The 15,873-nt window shown below is 65.5% G+C and carries 15 protein-coding genes; 8 read left to right on the forward strand and 7 right to left on the reverse strand.

Annotated features, from left to right (window positions below):
* Nucleotides 1–62 precede the first annotated feature (62 nt).
* The 5 genes from RMO95_RS21995 (at nucleotide 63) to RMO95_RS22015 (ending at nucleotide 5,187) form a co-directional block, all read left to right on the forward strand.
* The gene (locus RMO95_RS21995) at nucleotides 63–605 is read left to right on the forward strand and encodes a hypothetical protein (protein ID WP_310452833.1); all 543 of its coding nucleotides are present in this window, start codon (nucleotides 63–65) and stop codon (nucleotides 603–605) included.
* Between the two features lie 158 nt (nucleotides 606–763).
* Nucleotides 764–1,090 (forward strand): hypothetical protein, encoded by a 327-nt coding sequence (locus RMO95_RS22000; protein WP_310452834.1) that lies wholly within the window; start codon nucleotides 764–766, stop codon nucleotides 1,088–1,090.
* A 346-nt stretch (nucleotides 1,091–1,436) separates the two neighbouring features.
* Nucleotides 1,437–4,415: an excinuclease ABC subunit UvrA gene (uvrA, locus tag RMO95_RS22005; RefSeq protein WP_310452835.1), complete on the forward strand. Its 2,979-nt coding sequence runs from the start codon at nucleotides 1,437–1,439 to the stop codon at nucleotides 4,413–4,415.
* Entirely contained in the window at nucleotides 4,412–4,744 is a 333-nt protein-coding gene (locus tag RMO95_RS22010) for a hypothetical protein (protein WP_310452836.1), read from the forward strand. Before uvrA ends, RMO95_RS22010 begins: the two co-directional genes overlap by 4 nt.
* An 89-nt stretch (nucleotides 4,745–4,833) precedes the next feature.
* Nucleotides 4,834–5,187: a hypothetical protein gene (locus RMO95_RS22015; RefSeq protein ID WP_310452837.1), complete on the forward strand. Its 354-nt coding sequence runs from the start codon at nucleotides 4,834–4,836 to the stop codon at nucleotides 5,185–5,187.
* A 21-nt stretch (nucleotides 5,188–5,208) separates the two neighbouring features.
* Here the strand turns inward: RMO95_RS22015 and RMO95_RS22020 are convergent, their stop codons facing one another.
* On the reverse strand, nucleotides 5,209–6,330 hold the full coding sequence (locus RMO95_RS22020) for a HupE/UreJ family protein (RefSeq protein ID WP_310452838.1): 1,122 nt from the start codon (nucleotides 6,328–6,330) through the stop codon (nucleotides 5,209–5,211).
* The gene (locus RMO95_RS22025) at nucleotides 6,330–7,592 is read right to left on the reverse strand and encodes a hypothetical protein (RefSeq protein ID WP_310452839.1); all 1,263 of its coding nucleotides are present in this window, start codon (nucleotides 7,590–7,592) and stop codon (nucleotides 6,330–6,332) included. Before RMO95_RS22025 ends, RMO95_RS22020 begins: the two co-directional genes overlap by 1 nt.
* A gap of 71 nt (nucleotides 7,593–7,663) precedes the next feature.
* Here RMO95_RS22025 and RMO95_RS22030 point away from each other — a divergent pair, with 71 nt between their 5' ends.
* A complete protein-coding gene (locus tag RMO95_RS22030; RefSeq protein ID WP_310452840.1) occupies nucleotides 7,664–7,879 on the forward strand; it encodes a hypothetical protein in 216 nt (71 codons plus the stop codon).
* 211 nt (nucleotides 7,880–8,090) lie between these two features.
* On the forward strand, nucleotides 8,091–8,300 hold the full coding sequence (locus tag RMO95_RS22035; protein WP_310452841.1) for a hypothetical protein: 210 nt from the start codon (nucleotides 8,091–8,093) through the stop codon (nucleotides 8,298–8,300).
* Between the two features lie 52 nt (nucleotides 8,301–8,352).
* Here the strand turns inward: RMO95_RS22035 and RMO95_RS22040 are convergent, their stop codons facing one another.
* From RMO95_RS22040 to RMO95_RS22055, 4 genes are all read right to left on the reverse strand, one after another.
* The gene (locus RMO95_RS22040; RefSeq protein WP_310452842.1) at nucleotides 8,353–9,003 is read right to left on the reverse strand and encodes a phosphatase PAP2 family protein; all 651 of its coding nucleotides are present in this window, start codon (nucleotides 9,001–9,003) and stop codon (nucleotides 8,353–8,355) included.
* Nucleotides 9,004–9,016: 13 nt separating this feature from the next.
* On the reverse strand, nucleotides 9,017–9,652 hold the full coding sequence (locus tag RMO95_RS22045) for a class I SAM-dependent methyltransferase (RefSeq protein ID WP_310452843.1): 636 nt from the start codon (nucleotides 9,650–9,652) through the stop codon (nucleotides 9,017–9,019).
* Between the two features lie 279 nt (nucleotides 9,653–9,931).
* Nucleotides 9,932–11,350, reverse strand: a complete 1,419-nt coding sequence (gene pntB / locus RMO95_RS22050) for a Re/Si-specific NAD(P)(+) transhydrogenase subunit beta (RefSeq protein ID WP_310452844.1) — start codon at nucleotides 11,348–11,350, stop codon at nucleotides 9,932–9,934.
* A gap of 102 nt (nucleotides 11,351–11,452) precedes the next feature.
* A complete protein-coding gene (locus RMO95_RS22055; RefSeq protein ID WP_310452845.1) occupies nucleotides 11,453–13,045 on the reverse strand; it encodes a Re/Si-specific NAD(P)(+) transhydrogenase subunit alpha in 1,593 nt (530 codons plus the stop codon).
* A 169-nt stretch (nucleotides 13,046–13,214) separates the two neighbouring features.
* Between RMO95_RS22055 and corA the strand changes: the two genes are divergently transcribed.
* On the forward strand, nucleotides 13,215–14,315 hold the full coding sequence (gene corA / locus RMO95_RS22060; protein ID WP_310452846.1) for a magnesium/cobalt transporter CorA: 1,101 nt from the start codon (nucleotides 13,215–13,217) through the stop codon (nucleotides 14,313–14,315).
* On the opposite strand, the gene RMO95_RS22065 is transcribed toward corA, so the two are convergent.
* On the reverse strand, nucleotides 14,307–15,734 hold the full coding sequence (locus tag RMO95_RS22065) for a hypothetical protein (protein WP_310452847.1): 1,428 nt from the start codon (nucleotides 15,732–15,734) through the stop codon (nucleotides 14,307–14,309). The genes corA and RMO95_RS22065 overlap by 9 nt on opposite strands.
* Between the last annotated feature and the right edge of the window lie 139 nt (nucleotides 15,735–15,873).

Here is a 15,873-nt window from a genome sequence, read left to right on the forward strand (position 1 = left end):
CGTTCATCTGGCATGTACCATCGTCTGGTTGGCTTGATTGAGAACACGCCCTAGGAGCGACCATGGAAGACTGGCTTCGTCGTAACGAGCATGGCATAAAGATGCTGGCTGCAGCGGCCGCGGCTGTATTTACGCTGATCCAGTACTTCGGGCACTTGAAAGAAGTGCGGGTCGAAAAGACGCTGGTGTTCTATGAGCGGTTTTCCACCGAGCCGATCTTTGCCGCACGCACAGGAGTTCTGAAAAAGTGGGAGTCTCTGGAGCCGAAACTGGCGCAACTGCCCACACCCGCCACGCGGGAAGAAGCCGTCGCGCTGCGCAAACAGTGGAAGGCAATCCTGGTGGCCGCAATCAAAGGCGACGCAGATTTTGTCGCCCATACCGACATCATGTTCGATTTCTTCGATGCCTTGCAGGTCTGCATCGAGAACGACATCTGCGACAAGAAATCGGCGCAGGAACTGATGCAGGGTGCGGCGAAAACCTTCTTCGGCAACAACTGCGCCTATGTCGCCCACGCGCGCTTCGACCAGAAGATGGAGAATTTCGGTGCCAAGACGGCAGCCTTGGCCGGACAGCCCTGCAAGGTCGAAATCTACCGATAGCCGCGGCCTGACGCGGGCCGGTTCGAGGCTCCCGTGCCGTACCGCCAACGCCAACTCTTGTACAGGGAATATTTCCTTGAATTGCAGACTATCGTGCCCTAAACTGAACGAAATTGAAGCAGACCGGCAAATCGCAGCAATCGCGAAAGGAAGCGCAAATGAAAAGAATCAGCATGTTGTTGGCAGGACTGCTCGCCCTTGCCCCGGCGGCCTACGCCGCGAGCCCGTCTTCGGTCGCCGCCACGAGCGGCATCAATCCCTCCTCGGTTTACGACAACGGCGGCTTCGACTTCGGTGCCCGCGACAACGGCAAGCACACCGGCTGGTGCAAGGGCCAGGGCCATCTTGCCCCCCCGGGCAACGCCGCATCCGGCCATCGCAATCACTGGAGTTGCGACAGCGACGATGGCGGTGAGGGTGGCGGCGGCGATGACGGCGGCGGCCTTGAAGAATGCGAACTGCTCGGCATCAGCTGCGAGAGCTAGACCCCAAGTCTGATGGCCGGCTGGTCCCACGGGGCCAGCCGGCGCAGCGAGCTAGCCCAAGGGCGGGATGCCCGCCATCCGTGTTGCTGCGCACCAACGGGCAGCAAATTCAGCGGCAGCTACGTTAAATCTCCAAGCACCAAGCAGAATTGCAGCTTCGAGGAATGCTCGACCTCCGGCGCTCACGATAGTTTCGCGATTCCGAGTCGGAATCCGCCGATCCGGCGGTCGTCGAGAGTTGGCGCTGGCGACACGGCGACCCTTGCCGCGGCAGGGTCGGGGGCGCGTTGGCTATCGACTCCGCGCCGGGGTATAGTCTTCGGTTGCTCCAACCTCGACCTGCACCATGGAATTCATCAAGATTCGCGGCGCGCGAACGCACAACCTCAAGAACATTAACCTCGACCTGCCGAGGAACCGCCTGACGGTGATCACCGGCCTGTCCGGCTCGGGCAAGTCCTCGCTGGCCTTCGACACGCTGTATGCCGAGGGCCAGCGGCGCTATGTTGAGTCGCTCTCGGCCTACGCCCGGCAGTTCCTGCAGCTCATGGAAAAGCCCGATGTGGACCTGATCGAGGGTCTCTCGCCGGCGATTTCCATCGAGCAGAAGGCGACCAGCCACAACCCGCGCTCGACCGTCGGCACCGTCACCGAAATCCACGACTATCTGCGCCTGCTCTACGCCCGCGCCGGCACGCCGCACTGCCCCGACCACGACCTGCCGCTGGAAGCCAATAGCGTCTCGCAAATGGTCGATCACGTGCTGGCCTTGCCCGAGGACACCAAGCTGATGATCCTCGCCCCGGTGGTCGCCAACCGCAAGGGCGAACAGCTCGACCTGTTCGCCGAACTGCGCGCCCAGGGCTTCGTGCGCCTGCGCGTGGATGGCACGGTGCATGACATCGACGCCCTGCCGAAACTGGCCAAGACGCACAAGCACACCATCGACATCGTCGTCGATCGCCTCAAGGTGCGCCCCGACGCGCGCCAGCGTCTGGCGGAGAGTTTCGAAACGGCGCTGATGCATGCCGAGGGCCGCGCCCTGGCGGTGGAAATGGACAGCGCGAATTTGTCACTACGGGAGCACCTGTTCTCCTCGAAATTCGCCTGCCCGGTGTGCAGCTACGCACTGCAGGAACTGGAGCCGCGCCTGTTCTCCTTCAACAATCCGATGGGCGCCTGCCAGAAGTGCGACGGCCTCGGCCAGATCCAGTTCTTCGATCCGGCGCGCGTGGTCGCCTATCCGCACCTCTCGCTGGCCGCCGGCGCCATCAAGGGCTGGGACCGGCGCAACCAGTTCTATTTCCAGATGCTGGAATCGCTCGCCGCGCATTACGGCATCGACACCAATATGCCCTTCGAAAAGCTGCCCGTAGCGACCACCGACATCGTGCTCTACGGCTCGGGCAAGGAGCAGATCCGGTTCAAGTATCTCAACGAGAAGGGCACGCGCTTCGAGCGCAGCCACGCCTTCGAGGGCATCATCCCCAGCCTCGAACGCCGCTACCGCGAAACCGACTCGATGGCGGTGCGCGAGGAACTCGCGAAATACCTGAACAACAAGCCCTGCCCCGAATGCGGCGGCATGCGCCTGAGGCGCGAGGCGCGCCATGTCTTCATCGGCGGACAGAATGGCCCCCCACGCTCGCAGAATCAGCTCGCTGCCCCCCACGGGGTGGCGCATGCGGCCTTGGGGCGGCCCGACGGCCGCATGAACATTTCCGACCTCAGCCGCCTCTCGCTGATCAATTGCCGCGACTTCTTCAATCTGCTGCAACTGACCGGGCATAAGGCGCAGGTCGGAGAAAAAATTCTCAAGGAAATCACCGCGCGGCTGTCCTTCCTGATCAACGTCGGCCTCGACTATCTCTCGCTCGACCGCTCGGCCGAGACGCTCTCCGGCGGCGAAGCGCAGCGCATCCGCCTGGCCTCGCAGATCGGCTCGGGTTTGACCGGCGTGATGTACGTGCTCGACGAACCGAGCATCGGCCTGCACCAGCGCGACAACGCGCGCCTGCTGGAAACCCTGACGCGCCTGCGCGACCTGGGCAATACGGTGATCGTGGTCGAGCACGACCTCGAAGCCATCGAGTCGGCCGACTATGTCGTGGACATGGGCCCCGGCGCCGGCGAGCACGGCGGCCATGTGGTGGCCGAAGGCACGCCGGCCCAGGTGGCGGCCAACAGCTCATCGATGACCGGCGCCTACCTCTCCGGCCGGCGCGAGATCGCGATCCCGGCCCGGCGCACGCCGCCCAATGCGCTGCGCGAACTCAGGATCCGCGCTGCCAGCGGCAACAACCTGAAGCAGGTTGACCTGCAGATTCCGGTCGGTCTCTTCACCTGCATCACCGGCGTTTCCGGCTCGGGCAAAAGCACGCTGATCAACGACACGCTGTATGCCGTTGCCGCGCGCCACCTCTACGGCTCGGCGGTCGAGCCGGCGCCGCATCGCGAGATCGAAGGTCTCGAATTCTTCGACAAGGTGATCAACGTCGACCAGTCGCCGATCGGCCGCACGCCGCGCTCCAACCCGGCCACCTACACCGGCCTGCTGACGCCGATCCGCGAGCTGTTTGCCGGCGTGCCGCAATCGCGCGAGCGCGGCTACAGCCCAGGGCGCTTCAGTTTCAACGTCAAGGGCGGGCGCTGCGAGGCCTGCCAGGGCGACGGCATGATCAAGGTGGAAATGCATTTCCTGCCCGACATCTTCGTCCCCTGCGACGTCTGCCACGGCAAGCGCTACAACCGCGAAACGCTGGAAGTGCGCTACAAGGGCAAGACGATTCACGAAGTGCTGCAGATGACGGTGGAGCAGGCACGCGAATTCTTCGATCCGGTGCCGGTCGTCGCACGCAAGCTGCAGACGCTGGTCGATGTCGGCCTCTCCTACATCCAGCTCGGCCAGTCCGCCACCACGCTGTCGGGCGGCGAGGCGCAGCGCGTCAAGCTGGCGCTGGAACTGTCCAAGCGCGACACCGGCCGCACCCTCTACATCCTCGACGAGCCGACCACCGGCCTGCATTTCCAGGACATCGAAATGCTGCTCTCGGTGCTGCATCGCCTGCGCGACCACGGCAACACGGTGGTCGTCATCGAGCATAATCTGGACGTGATCAAGACCGCCGACTGGGTCGTCGATCTCGGCCCCGAAGGCGGCGACGGCGGCGGCCGCATCATCGCCACAGGCACGCCGGAAGACGTGGCGAAGGTCAAGGGCAGCCATACCGGGCGCTATCTGGAGCGCTTTCTCGCGGCGCGGCTGGCGTCCGCACCGAAAGCCAAGGCAAAGCCCGCAACGCGCGCCAGAAAGGTCACTTCATGAGCGGCTTCGAAAACTATTCCCGTGAAGCCCAGCAAATCGAACACGAGATCGAACGCAAAGGAGTGGTTCTGGGTATCGACTGGAACGATGCGGCGCAAGTGAGCGCACTGGCGCGCGAGGCGATCGAATGTCACCTCGATCCGGAGCACCCCGAGTGCTCTTCCAGCAATCCGCAGACCCGCGCCCGCATCGAGCTCTTCGGTCTGGCGCAACTTATGCTGACGGTAATGAAGGAAAGCGCCAATCAGGATCTGATTACCCATGGTGGCGCAGCATGGAAGGCTTTCGCGAAAGCCCTGTGGGCCGAGCACGAACAGCGCGCCTCCTGATCCGGTTTTTGCCCATGAATAGACTTGCTTGGCATCGTGAGGCGTGCCATGCTGAAATGAGTTGATTACCGCGTAAGGAAACGCACATCATGAATAGATCGCTGCCAGTTCTTGCCTTGTGCCTGGCCCTGACGACCGCGGCCAGCGCGCAGGAAACCGTCGAATCGGTCAGTACCAATGGCTCGGGTGAACTTCGGCGAGCCTCCGAAGCCATGATCAAGCCGAAAATGACCAACATATCGGCGCGGATTCCCGGCGTGATAAACAAGGGCGACATCATCCAGATTCAGTACGAAGATTCCGGCAGCGTCGCGGACAGCTTCATGGTGACGGGTATCACGATCCAGGGCGACAGTTGTGCGATCGAAAGTCGGCGCACCATGCCGAACGGCCCGGAGATCAGCGACATGATTCAAGCCAAGCCCTGCAAGAAACTGAAGTAGATAATTCCGCTCAGGCGCTGATCAGCCGCTGATCAACTTCAGGTCGAAGGCGCGCTCGACGAACCACAGCAGGGCGATCGCCAGGGTTGCCAGCGAACCGCCAACGAACACCACGCGGCGATAGAAGCCGGTGCCGCGCAGCGCATAGGTCAGCGGCAGGAAAGCCGTGACGATGGCCAGTTGACCGGTTTCCACACCCAGGTTGAAACCGAGCAGGGACAGCACCAGCGTCTCCCGCGGCAGCCCGAGTTCCACCAGCACGCTGGCAAAACCGAAACCGTGGATCAGGCCGAAGCCGAAAGCCACCATCCAGCGCCGGCGCTCGACCAGCGGCTTCAGGTTGTTCGCCGCGGCCAGCACCACCGAGGCGGCGATCGCCGATTCCACCAGACGCGAAGGCAATGCGACGAGGCCCAGGGCCGCGAGCGACAGCGTGATCGAATGCGCGACGGTGAAGGCGGTCACCACCCAGAGCACCTCGGTCAGCGCCTGGCGAAAATGCGCGACGCCGCGCCAGCGCCGCGCCTCATGCACCAGTACCGCCGGCAGCAGCAGGGAGAGCAGGAACAGGATGTGGTCGAAACCGATCCAGATATGCCAGATGCCTTCGACCAGGTATTGACCGAACTGCGCCAGGCGCGATACTTCGCCGGCCGCGAAGCGCTGCTCGGCGCGCTGCGGCGAAAGCACCGCCGTCTGCGTGCTGCCGTCCAGCCCCAGGCGCAGGAGGCCGCGATGCAGGGCGTCGAGCTCGAACAGCAGGCTGTAGTCGAGCGCCAGTTCGCCGCCGGCGGACGGACAGCTGCCGGCCAGTCGCAGCACGGCGTAGCTGCCGTCGCTGTGGCTGTCGATCAGGTGGTCGGCAACCGCCAGCCGGCACTCGCCGCCGCGCCGCAACGCCAGGCGGCCCAGCGCCCAGGCGGCGATCTCGGCGTGGCGGGCGCGGACTTCGCCCCAGGTGATGCCGCCGTCGCCGTCGGCATCGAGGCCGAGGGCGAAATCGATGTCGCGCAGGGCGATATCCCATTGTCCCGTGACTTCCCTGCCCTGGACGTCGAGCACCAGATAGCTGTCGCTGGCCTTGTGCGCCAGCGCCGGCAGCGCCAGCAGCAGCAACAGCAGGCACAGGGCACGGCGCAGCATCAGCGGCCCGCTCCGCCAGGACTTGCCGCGCGCCGTTCCGGACTCTGTCTGCCGGGGATTCCGCTTCGCGGGCCGGCAAGCATCAACTCTTGGCCGAGGCGGCGCAGCCGCGCGTCCTCGAAGCCGCTGGCCGCCAGCCAGTCGCTCGCCGGCTGGGCGGCGGCGGCATCGCCGGCGGCGAGCGCGGCTTCGAACAGGACGTGGGCATCGCGCGGTTCACGCTGGACGCGATAGTTCTCGGCCGCCAGGCGCAGCGCGGCACCGGCATCGCCGCGCAGGCGCAAGCGGTAGCGCGCCTCCTCGGCGCGATGCGTGGTGTCGCCGCGCAAGCCGGCGGCGGCGAAGCGTTCGCCGAGCGCCTGCGCCAACCGCGCCGCTTCCGGCCGCCGCAGCGCTGCCGCGGCCTCGGCCAGGCGCAGCAGCAGGTTGTCGGCGGACTCCCAGCCGGCCAGCGCGACGAGCACTTCGGCAGGGCGGTTCTGGTCGAGCAGGAAGTCGCCCCAGGCGGCGAGCAGGTAGCCGTCGTCGCGGCCCAGCGCCAGGGCGGCGCGGTAGTGGCTTTCCGCCAGCGCCGGCTGGCCGCGCCAAGCGGCGACTTCGCCGAGCCGGGTCAGCAGCCAGAGCCGGTTGCCGGGGTCGTCGGTCGTCGCCAGGGCCTGCTGCAGGGTCCGGTAGCCGGCATCGAGATGGCCGCCGTAGGCCTGCACCAGGCCGCTGCAGCCGCCGAAAAGCGTCGCGCGGCCGAGACCCTGCAAGGTTGCGCACTCCTGTTGCGCCGCCGCATAATCGGCCTGCACCAAGAAGATCGCGGCGCGCCAGGCATGGGCCGCGGCGAAACCTGGATCGAGCGCCAGAGCCGCGGCAAAATCATCGAGGGCGCCGCCGAAGTCGTGGCGATATTGCCGCAGCAGGCCGCGCACGACGCGCAAGGAAGCTGCCTGGGGCTCGCCAAAGCGAGCGATCACTGCTTCGGCATAGCCTACATAGCGTGGGTCTCCACGCGCCATGGCAAGATCGAAATAGGCCTGCGCCAACAAGGCCGCGGGCCCCGGAACGCCGGGCGCGGCCAGCATGCCGGTGCGCAGTGCCGCCAGTTCGCGCGCGCTGCCGTCGCCGGCGCGCAAGGGCAGGCGCTCGAGCAACTCGCTGTCGGCCAGCGGTTTGCGCGGCGCAGCAAGAACGGGCGCGGCCAGCGCCGCCACAGCAAGCGGCAGCACGAGCACGCGGATAGTGCGAAAACAGGTCAACTCGCTGAATGTCATGGGCGTTATAGGTTATTCGTGCGCGCCATACCGGCCGTTACGAACCTCAACAACATATCGAAGGAGTCTACATGAGCAAGCTACTGTCCATCCTGATCGCCGCCGCTTTTGCCACCGTTTCCGCCGGTTCCTTCGCTGCCTCGCATGGCGGCGCCATGAAGGACGACAAGAAGATGGAGAAGAAGGACGAGAAGGCCGCCAAGAAAGATGCGAAGGCCGAGAAGAAGGAAGAAAAGAAGGACATGAAGGCCGAGAAGAAGGAAGAAAAGAAAGAAATGAAGAAGTAATCCGAACCAGCCGCAAGGCCAAAAGCGGGCTCCGGCCCGCTTTTTTGTGCCATAACAACATAGGCTTGGTTTGCCATACGGGGCGCGACTGGAATAACCATGACCCTGAGTAAAGAATTTGTGCTCAAGGCGTCAACTCGCCAGCACGCAATGGCGTTATGCAGCGGGTGCGCCATCCGGCGTCACGCCTAAAACATTCAAGGAGTCTTACATGAGCAAGCTGCTTTCCATCCTCGTCGCCGCCCTGTTCGCCACCGTTTCCGCCGCTTCCTTCGCCGCCGACGCGCCGAAGAAGGAAGAGAAGAAGGCCGAAAAGGTCGAGAAGAAGGTCGAGAAGAAGGAAGAGAAGAAGGCCGAAAAGGCTGAAAAGGTCGAGAAGAAGGACGAGAAGAAGGCCGAGAAGAAAGACGCAAAGAAGTAAATCGCAGCTTCTCAGGAAAAAGCGGGCTTCGGCCCGCTTTTTCTTTGCCCGTTCAACCCCGACGAGCGGGGCCGGCGGCGAGCATCGCCGCGCGCAGGCCGAGCACCCAGCAGGCGGCGACCAGCATTCCCGCCAGGACATCGCTGGGGTAATGCACCTGCAGGTATATCCGCGACAGACCGACTACAACCACCACCAGCGCCACTACCAGCGCCAGCAGCCAACCGGCCGCCGCGCTCCAGCCCCAGCCGCGACGCGCCAGCAGGACAAACACGGCGAGCGCCACGGCGGTGATTTGCAGCGCATGAGCGCTGGGGAATGAAAGGCTGGAAACCACCGGGCTCAGGCCCGGCACCGCCTCGGGCCGCGCGCGGGCAAACAACTCCTTGGCCAGATGCGCCAGAGCCGCCGCGCCGACCAGGGCCAGCGCGAGGAAACCCGCCCCTGCCCGCGAGCCCCGGCGCCACAGCAGGATCGCGGCGGCCGACACCGGCGGCAGCAACACAATCAGCGAGCCGAGTCGGGTCAGGCCGAGGAATGCCGCGTCGAGCACTGGCCCGCGCCAGTCGCCGGCGAGTTCCAGGCCCCGACGATCGAGCGGCGGAAGGCCGGCCCCGTCGGCGCCGATCCAGACCGCAGCCGCCGCCAGGATTGCCAGCGCCGCAAGCCACCATGCGGCGGCCTGAAGCGCGCCGCGCCTCAAGCCCTGCGCCTGTTCACATCCGCTCCTCGCGGCGCCAGACGCTGGCCAGCCAAGGCTGCTGCTCGCAGGGCAGGCCCGGCGGGCGGTAGTAATGTTCGAGTTCGTCAAAGCCCGCCGCGGCCAGATAGCCGCGCCATGCCGCAAGATCGTAATAGGCGCCGTAGCGCTCGCCGCCGATGCTCTCCTGGTTTTCGCCGCGCGGATTCGAGCTGAACAGCACCCCGCCCGGTTTCAGCGTCGCATGCAATTGGCGCAGCACCCGCGGCAGTTCCTGCATCGGCACGTGGAACAGCGAGGCATTGGCGAACACGCCGTCGAAGCGGGCCGGCGGCAGGTCGAGGGCGAGAAAATCCTGCTGCCAGATTTCGCCGACAGCGTGGGCGCGCGCCATCTCGGCCAGCGCCGGCGCACCTTCGAGGCCGACCACGCAATGCCCGCGACGGGCGAAGGCCAGCAGGTCGCGGCCCGGACCGCAGCCGAAATCCAGGATGGTGTAGGGCGGCGCAGCCTGGATGTGGCGCAGCAGCGCCTCGATGTTCTGCGCCACGTCGTGGTCGCGCGTGCCTTCCCAGAACGCCTGGGCACGCGTGTGGTAGTGCCCCAGCGTGCGGGCGACTAGCTGCTGCAAGGTGTCGGGATCGAGTTTCATGTGTGGCCCGGGAGGCAGAGGCGACACAGCTTACCTCTTCGCCGTGCCGCCAGCATCAACTCTTGCGCCGCGCGAGACGGGCTACTCCGGATGCCGTCCGCGCGGGCGTAAAACCTGGAAAAACATTTGGTCCGCAGATTACGCAGATTGCGCGAAGGCAACCGTGGCCAGCAAGCTCCTGATCCATCTGCGTCAATCTGCGTAATCTGCGGACTGAACTAAGTTTTTCAGAATAAAAAACGCCACGGCGAACCGTGGCGTATTGCGCAACGCGGGGCCTCAGGACTTCAGCGCGACCAGCACCTCGTCCAGCATCTTCTTCGCATCGCCGAACAGCATGCGGTTGTTTTCCTTGTAGAAGAGCGGGTTGTCGACCCCGGCGTAGCCCGATGCCATCGAGCGCTTCATGACGATCGAGGTCTTGGCCTTCCAGACTTCGAGCACCGGCATGCCGGCGATCGGGCTGGTCGGGTCGTCCTGCGCCGCCGGATTGACGATGTCGTTGGCGCCGATCACCATGGCCACGTCGGTGGCCGGGAAGTCGTCGTTCAACTCGTCCATTTCCATCACGATGTCGTAGGGCACCTTGGCTTCGGCCAGCAGCACGTTCATGTGGCCGGGCATGCGCCCCGCCACCGGGTGGATGCCGAAGCGGACGTTGACGCCCTGCTCGCGCAGGTGCTTGGTGATTTCATACACCGTATGCTGCGCCTGGGCCACCGCCATGCCGTAGCCGGGAACGATGATCACGCTCTTGGCCTCCTTCAGCAGTTCGGCCGTCTCGACGGCGCTGATCGGCACCACCTCGCCGACCGGCGCCGCATCGCCAGCGCCAACTTTCTTCGCCACCGTGCCGCCACCGGTGCCGAAGCCGCCGGCGATGACGCTGATGAAATTGCGGTTCATGGCGCGGCACATGATGTAGGACAGGATCGCGCCGGAGGAACCGACCAGCGCGCCGACCACGATCAAGAGGTCGTTGGAGAGCATGAAGCCGGTCGCCGCCGCGGCCCAGCCGGAGTAGCTGTTGAGCATCGAGACCACCACCGGCATGTCGGCGCCGCCGATCGCCATCACCATGTGGATGCCGAACAGCAGCGCGATCACGGTCATCACGATCAGCGGCGTCATGCCGTCGGCGATGCTGTGGGCGTTGATGAACTCGCGGCCGAACCAGATCACCACCAGCAGGCCGGTCAGGTTCATCCAGTGGCGCGCCGGCAGCAGCATGGGCGAGCCGCCGATCTTGGCCGACAGCTTGCCGAAGGCGATCAGCGAGCCGGAGAAGGTGATCGCACCGATCAGGATGCCGATGTAGATTTCCATCTCGTGGATCGACTTTTCGGCGCCGGAGAGCGGGGCCGAGGTGTCGATGTAGCTGGCATAGCCGACCAGACACGCCGCGAGGCCGACCAGGCTGTGCATCAAGGCGACGAGTTCGGGCATCTGCGTCATCTTGACCACTTTCGCCGCATACAGGCCGATGCTGCCACCGACCACCATGGCGCCGATGATCCAGGGATATCCGGCCTTCGTCACGTCCGGCCCGAACACGGTAGCCAGCACGGCGATGGTCATGCCGATCATGCCGAACAGATTGCCGCGCCGCGAGCTCTCGGGATTTGAAAGTCCGCCGAGGCTGAGGATGAAAAGAATGGTTGCTCCGATGTAGGAGACGGTCGCTAAATTACCTGACATGTGTTTCTCCGAAGGGCCGCCCCGAGGAGAGACGGCCAAAAAAGTATTGAGCGAAGCGAACAGTGGTCACCCCCTTGCCTGGCAAGGGGGTGGGGGGCATGCTCATTTTCTGAACATGGCCAGCATGCGCTGGGTCACGGCGAAGCCGCCGAACATGTTGACCGAGGTGAGTACGATGCCCACCACGGCCAGCCAGCGTATCCACTGGTCGGGCGGCAGGCCGCCGGCCAGCGGCGGCGCGATCTGCACCAGGGCGCCGATGGCGATGATGCTGGAGATCGCGTTGGTCACGCTCATCAGCGGCGTGTGCAGGGCCGGCGTCACGTTCCATACCACCATGTAGCCGACGAAGCAGGCCAGCACGAAGACGGTGAAGTGGGCGAGGAAGGCGCCCGGCGCATTGGCGCCGACGAACCAGAACAGCGCGGCGGCGACGCCGAACATGATGGCCAGCTTGTTGCCCGCCATCGGTTCGCTGGCGGCGCCATGGCCGCCCTTCTTCGCCTGCACCACGGGTGCCGCCGGCTTCGCTGGCGCAGCGGCGACCGGCTTGGGCGCCGGAGGCGGCCAGGTGACTTCGCCGTTCTTGATCACGGTCAGGCCGCGGATGGCCTCGTCTTCCATATTGACGTCGAGGGTGCCGTCGTCTTTTACGCTTTGCGTCTTGCACAGTTCTTCGGCGAGGCGGAACAGGTTGGTCGCATACAGCGTCGACGACTGCTTGGACAGGCGCGAGGTCAGGTCGGTGTAGCCGACGATGGTCACGCCGTGCTTCACCACTGCCTGGCCGGGCTCGGTCAGTTCGCAGTTGCCGCCCCGCTCGGCCGCCATGTCGACGATCACGCTGCCCGGGCGCATCGACTGCACCATCTCGGCGGTGATCAGCCGCGGTGCGGGCTTGCCGGGAATCAGCGCGGTGGTGATGATGATGTCCACCTCGCGCGCCTGCTTGGCGTACATCTCGCGCTGGGCCTGCTGGAAGCCCTCGCTCATGACCTTGGCATAGCCACCGCCGCCGGAACCTTCCTCCTCGTAATCGACCTTGACGAATTCGCCGCCGAGCGACACGACCTGGTCGGCCACTTCGGCACGGGTGTCGTTGGCGCGCACGATGGCGCCCAAGCCAGCGGCGGTGCCGATCGCCGCGAGGCCGGCGACGCCGGCGCCGGCGATGAAGACCTTGGCCGGCGGCACCTTGCCCGCGGCGGTGATCTGGCCGTTGAAGAAGCGGCCGAAGGCATTGGCCGCCTCGATCACGGCACGGTAGCCGGCGACGCCGGCCTGGGAGGTCAGGGCGTCCATCTTCTGGGCGCGGGAGAGCGTGCGCGGCAGCGCGTCGATGGCCAGCACGGTGGCCTTTTTGGCAGCGAGTTGCTGCATCAGTTCCGGGTTCTGCGCCGGCCAGACGAAGCCGATCAGGGTGCCGCCTTCGCGCAACAGGCCGACCTCCTCCGTCGTCGGCACGCCTACCTTGAACACGATGTCGGACGCGGCCCACAAGTTGGCTGCGCCCTCGATGACCTGGGCGCCGGCGGCGCGATAGGTATCGTCGCCGCAATTCGCCGCATCCCCGGCGCCGGATTCGACGGCGACCTTGAAGCCCAGCTTGATGAGTTTTTCGACGACTTCGGGTACCGTAGCCACGCGTTTTTCGCCGGCAAGCGTTTCCCGGGGAACTCCAATTGTTAGCGCCATGATTCTCCCATTTGCATGTTCATTGATAGCCCGTTCGACGAGCGCCTGATATTGTCGTTCTCGTCCCTGCCTCAGGTGCCTTTGCCAACCCTGAGGTCGCGCCGCCGGTATGATACGCCTTCCACATCAGTCTATTTGATCGATATCAATCGACTTTCGATCGCCCGACATGACCAGTTCCAAGCCCAATCGCCATCGCGCCCACGGCACCAAACGCCTCTCGCCAGCCGCCAAGGTGGGCTTGGCGCCGGGCGCACTGATACACCTCGGCGAGCGCAAGACCGAACAGGCCACCATCTCGCTGATCGAGTATGGCGAGGCCGATCTGACCGAACACCAATTCACCTCGCTGGCCGAAGCCCGCAGCTACCAGCCGAAACTGCCGGTGCTCTGGCTCAACGTGCATGGCCTGCACGAACCCGAGGTGATGGCCGAGATCGGTCGCCGCTTCAAGCTGCACCCGCTGGTTCTCGAAGACATCCTCAACACCAACCAGCGGCCCAAGGTCGACGACTATGGCGACTACCTGTTCATCGTCGCCCGCTTCTTCGAAATCGACAGCGAGAGCCAGCAGATCGGTTCGGACCAGGTCAGCCTGATCCTCGGCGCGAACTTCGTCCTGACTTTCCAGGAGCGGCCCAGCGGCCGCTTCGATCCGGTGCGCGAGCGCCTGCGCCAGGATCGCGGCCAGATCCGCAAGCTGGGCGCCGACTACCTCGCCTATTCGCTGCTCGACGCCGTGGTCGACCGCTATTTCACGATCCTCGAAAACATCGGCGAACGCACCGAAGAACTCGAAGACATCATGCTGGACCGGCCCCGGCCGGGTGCGCTGCAACTCGTGCATCAGTTGAAGCGCGAGACCCTGAACCTGCGCCGCTCGATCTGGCCGCTGCGCGAAGTGATCAACAGCCTGACCCGCGCCGACGAGCGCTTCTTCCGCCCGGAAACCCGTCCCTACCTGCGCGACGTGTACGACCACACGGTGCACGCCATCGAATCCCTCGAAGCCAATCGCGACATGATCGCCGGCATGCTCGACATCTACCTGTCGGCGATCAGCAACCGCGTCAATCAGGAAGTCCGCGCGCTGACCGTGGTCGCCATCATCTTCATGCCGGCGACACTGATCTCGGGCATCTTCGGCATGAACTTCAAGACCATGCCGCTGCTCGACTGGCCCGCCGGTTTCCTGATCGCCATCGGCCTGATGGCGATCGTCGCCACCACGCTCTCCATCGTCTTCTGGCGCCGCCGCTGGCTAGCGTGACGCGGGCGCCGTCGGCGCCGGCCAGTCGCGGCACAGCAGCGCCCAGCGCTCGGTAGCGTATTCGCCGCTCTTGCAGGCCGTCTCGGCAATGCGCCCGCGCGCCTGCCACAGCGCCATGATCGCCGGCGTACGCTTCGATTCCGAGATCAACAGCAAGCCCGTTCCGCCGCGCCGGCCGAAGATGTCGGAGCCGCCGGCATCCTTGCCGAACTTGCCGGCCGGCACGCCTTCGAAAGCCTCGAACCAGGCCTTGACGGCCGGCCAGTGCTCATGCGCGAAGGCGATGCGGATATGGCGCAGGCCCTCTGCGCCGAAGAAGAAGGTGATCGCCTGCGAGGGAATGCCGTCGATGTTGTTGGCCAGCGTCCAGCAGACCTGCGTGTCGCTGGCCTCGACCTGCTCGTTGCGGCCGAGTTCGCCATAGCAGCGCATGCGGAAGCCGGCCGCGGACAGACGCCGGCGGATGTCCGCCATGGTCATGCCGCCGGCGAAATCGTCGAGGCGGTATTTCCACGCCGGCGCCGCCTGGCGCTCCGTCTCGTCCTCGGCCAGCCAGCGATCCGACTGGTGGCCCCGGGCCCACCAGACCGCCCACAGACCGATCAGTAGCAGCACGCCGATGCGCACCGGCAGCCAGTTGCGCACCAGCGGCGGCTCGCGCCGTAGCGCCAGCGCCAACTCTTGCGGGGCCGCCGCAGCCACGTCGCGCGCGGCGAACATCAACGCGCCGATCACGGCGATGACGATGCCGGCGCTGGCCGTCACCGCCGCTGAGAACAGCGTCGGCCACCACACCGTCGGCAGCGCGGCCAGCGCCGCCAGCGCGCCGCTGAGCACGAAGAATCCGCCCAGCAGCGCCAGGCCGCTCACCGGCCGGGCCTTCGCGGCGCTCGCCGCGAGCGGGCCGAGGCGCGCGCGCTCGATCGCGTTTTCGTTTGCGAAGCCGATCGCGCCGACGAAGATCCAGCCCAGGACCCCAGCCACCGCCCGCCATGGCCCGAAATCGGAAGCCTGCGGATAACGGATGCCGGCCAGCAACAGGCCGAACGACAACCCCGCCAGCATCCAGCCCAGCCGCGCGCCCCACAGACCGAAGCGGCGATAGGCCGCCTCGTTGTTGCGCCTGTCGTAGTGATCGATGACGACCGAAACCAGCACCGCCGCGCCGCACAGCATCGCCACGGCCATGATCCAGGCCGACAGGCCGTGCAGATGCAACGCCCCGCGCTTGGCCGGCAGCACCAGATCGTCGACCATGACGCCGATCGCGCCCCAGGCGATCAGCGCCAGCGCGCCAAAGCTGCGCAGCAGGCGCGCGCTGAGCGCGACGTGGTTGGGTGTGTAGGTCGCGCCCATCAGGGGAAAAGTCCCGATCGTAGCCGCATCATTTTCTTCCCGGCCCTGTGACCGTTCTTCCATCCTCGCGCTCACCGCTCACGCGCCGCCTCGTGCCAGGCCTGCTGCACCGGCGACAGCAGATACTCGGCCACGCTGCGCGTGCCCAGCAGGATCTCGGCGCTGGTCTGCATGCCGGCACCGAGCCTGAATCGTTCGCCGT

Source organism: Sulfuritalea sp. (assembly GCF_031426875.1).
Classification (GTDB): domain Bacteria; phylum Pseudomonadota; class Gammaproteobacteria; order Burkholderiales; family Rhodocyclaceae; genus Sulfuritalea.

What these genes read in the sequence shown, in the direction of transcription:
- RMO95_RS22010 (WP_310452836.1), top strand. Translation starts at nt 4,412, where the DNA reads ATGAGCGGCTTCGAAAACTATTCCCGTGAAGCCCAGCAAATCGAACAC.
- RMO95_RS22065 (WP_310452847.1), bottom strand. Translation starts at nt 15,734, where the DNA reads ATGGAAGAACGGTCACAGGGCCGGGAAGAAAATGATGCGGCTACGATC.
- corA (WP_310452846.1), top strand. Translation starts at nt 13,215, where the DNA reads ATGACCAGTTCCAAGCCCAATCGCCATCGCGCCCACGGCACCAAACGC.
- RMO95_RS22045 (WP_310452843.1), bottom strand. Translation starts at nt 9,652, where the DNA reads ATGAAACTCGATCCCGACACCTTGCAGCAGCTAGTCGCCCGCACGCTG.
- RMO95_RS22020 (WP_310452838.1), bottom strand. Translation starts at nt 6,330, where the DNA reads ATGCTGCGCCGTGCCCTGTGCCTGCTGTTGCTGCTGCTGGCGCTGCCG.
- RMO95_RS22025 (WP_310452839.1), bottom strand. Translation starts at nt 7,592, where the DNA reads ATGACATTCAGCGAGTTGACCTGTTTTCGCACTATCCGCGTGCTCGTG.
- RMO95_RS21995 (WP_310452833.1), top strand. Translation starts at nt 63, where the DNA reads ATGGAAGACTGGCTTCGTCGTAACGAGCATGGCATAAAGATGCTGGCT.
- RMO95_RS22055 (WP_310452845.1), bottom strand. Translation starts at nt 13,045, where the DNA reads ATGGCGCTAACAATTGGAGTTCCCCGGGAAACGCTTGCCGGCGAAAAA.
- RMO95_RS22035 (WP_310452841.1), top strand. Translation starts at nt 8,091, where the DNA reads ATGAGCAAGCTGCTTTCCATCCTCGTCGCCGCCCTGTTCGCCACCGTT.
- RMO95_RS22015 (WP_310452837.1), top strand. Translation starts at nt 4,834, where the DNA reads ATGAATAGATCGCTGCCAGTTCTTGCCTTGTGCCTGGCCCTGACGACC.
- RMO95_RS22030 (WP_310452840.1), top strand. Translation starts at nt 7,664, where the DNA reads ATGAGCAAGCTACTGTCCATCCTGATCGCCGCCGCTTTTGCCACCGTT.
- RMO95_RS22000 (WP_310452834.1), top strand. Translation starts at nt 764, where the DNA reads ATGAAAAGAATCAGCATGTTGTTGGCAGGACTGCTCGCCCTTGCCCCG.
- uvrA (WP_310452835.1), top strand. Translation starts at nt 1,437, where the DNA reads ATGGAATTCATCAAGATTCGCGGCGCGCGAACGCACAACCTCAAGAAC.
- pntB (WP_310452844.1), bottom strand. Translation starts at nt 11,350, where the DNA reads ATGTCAGGTAATTTAGCGACCGTCTCCTACATCGGAGCAACCATTCTT.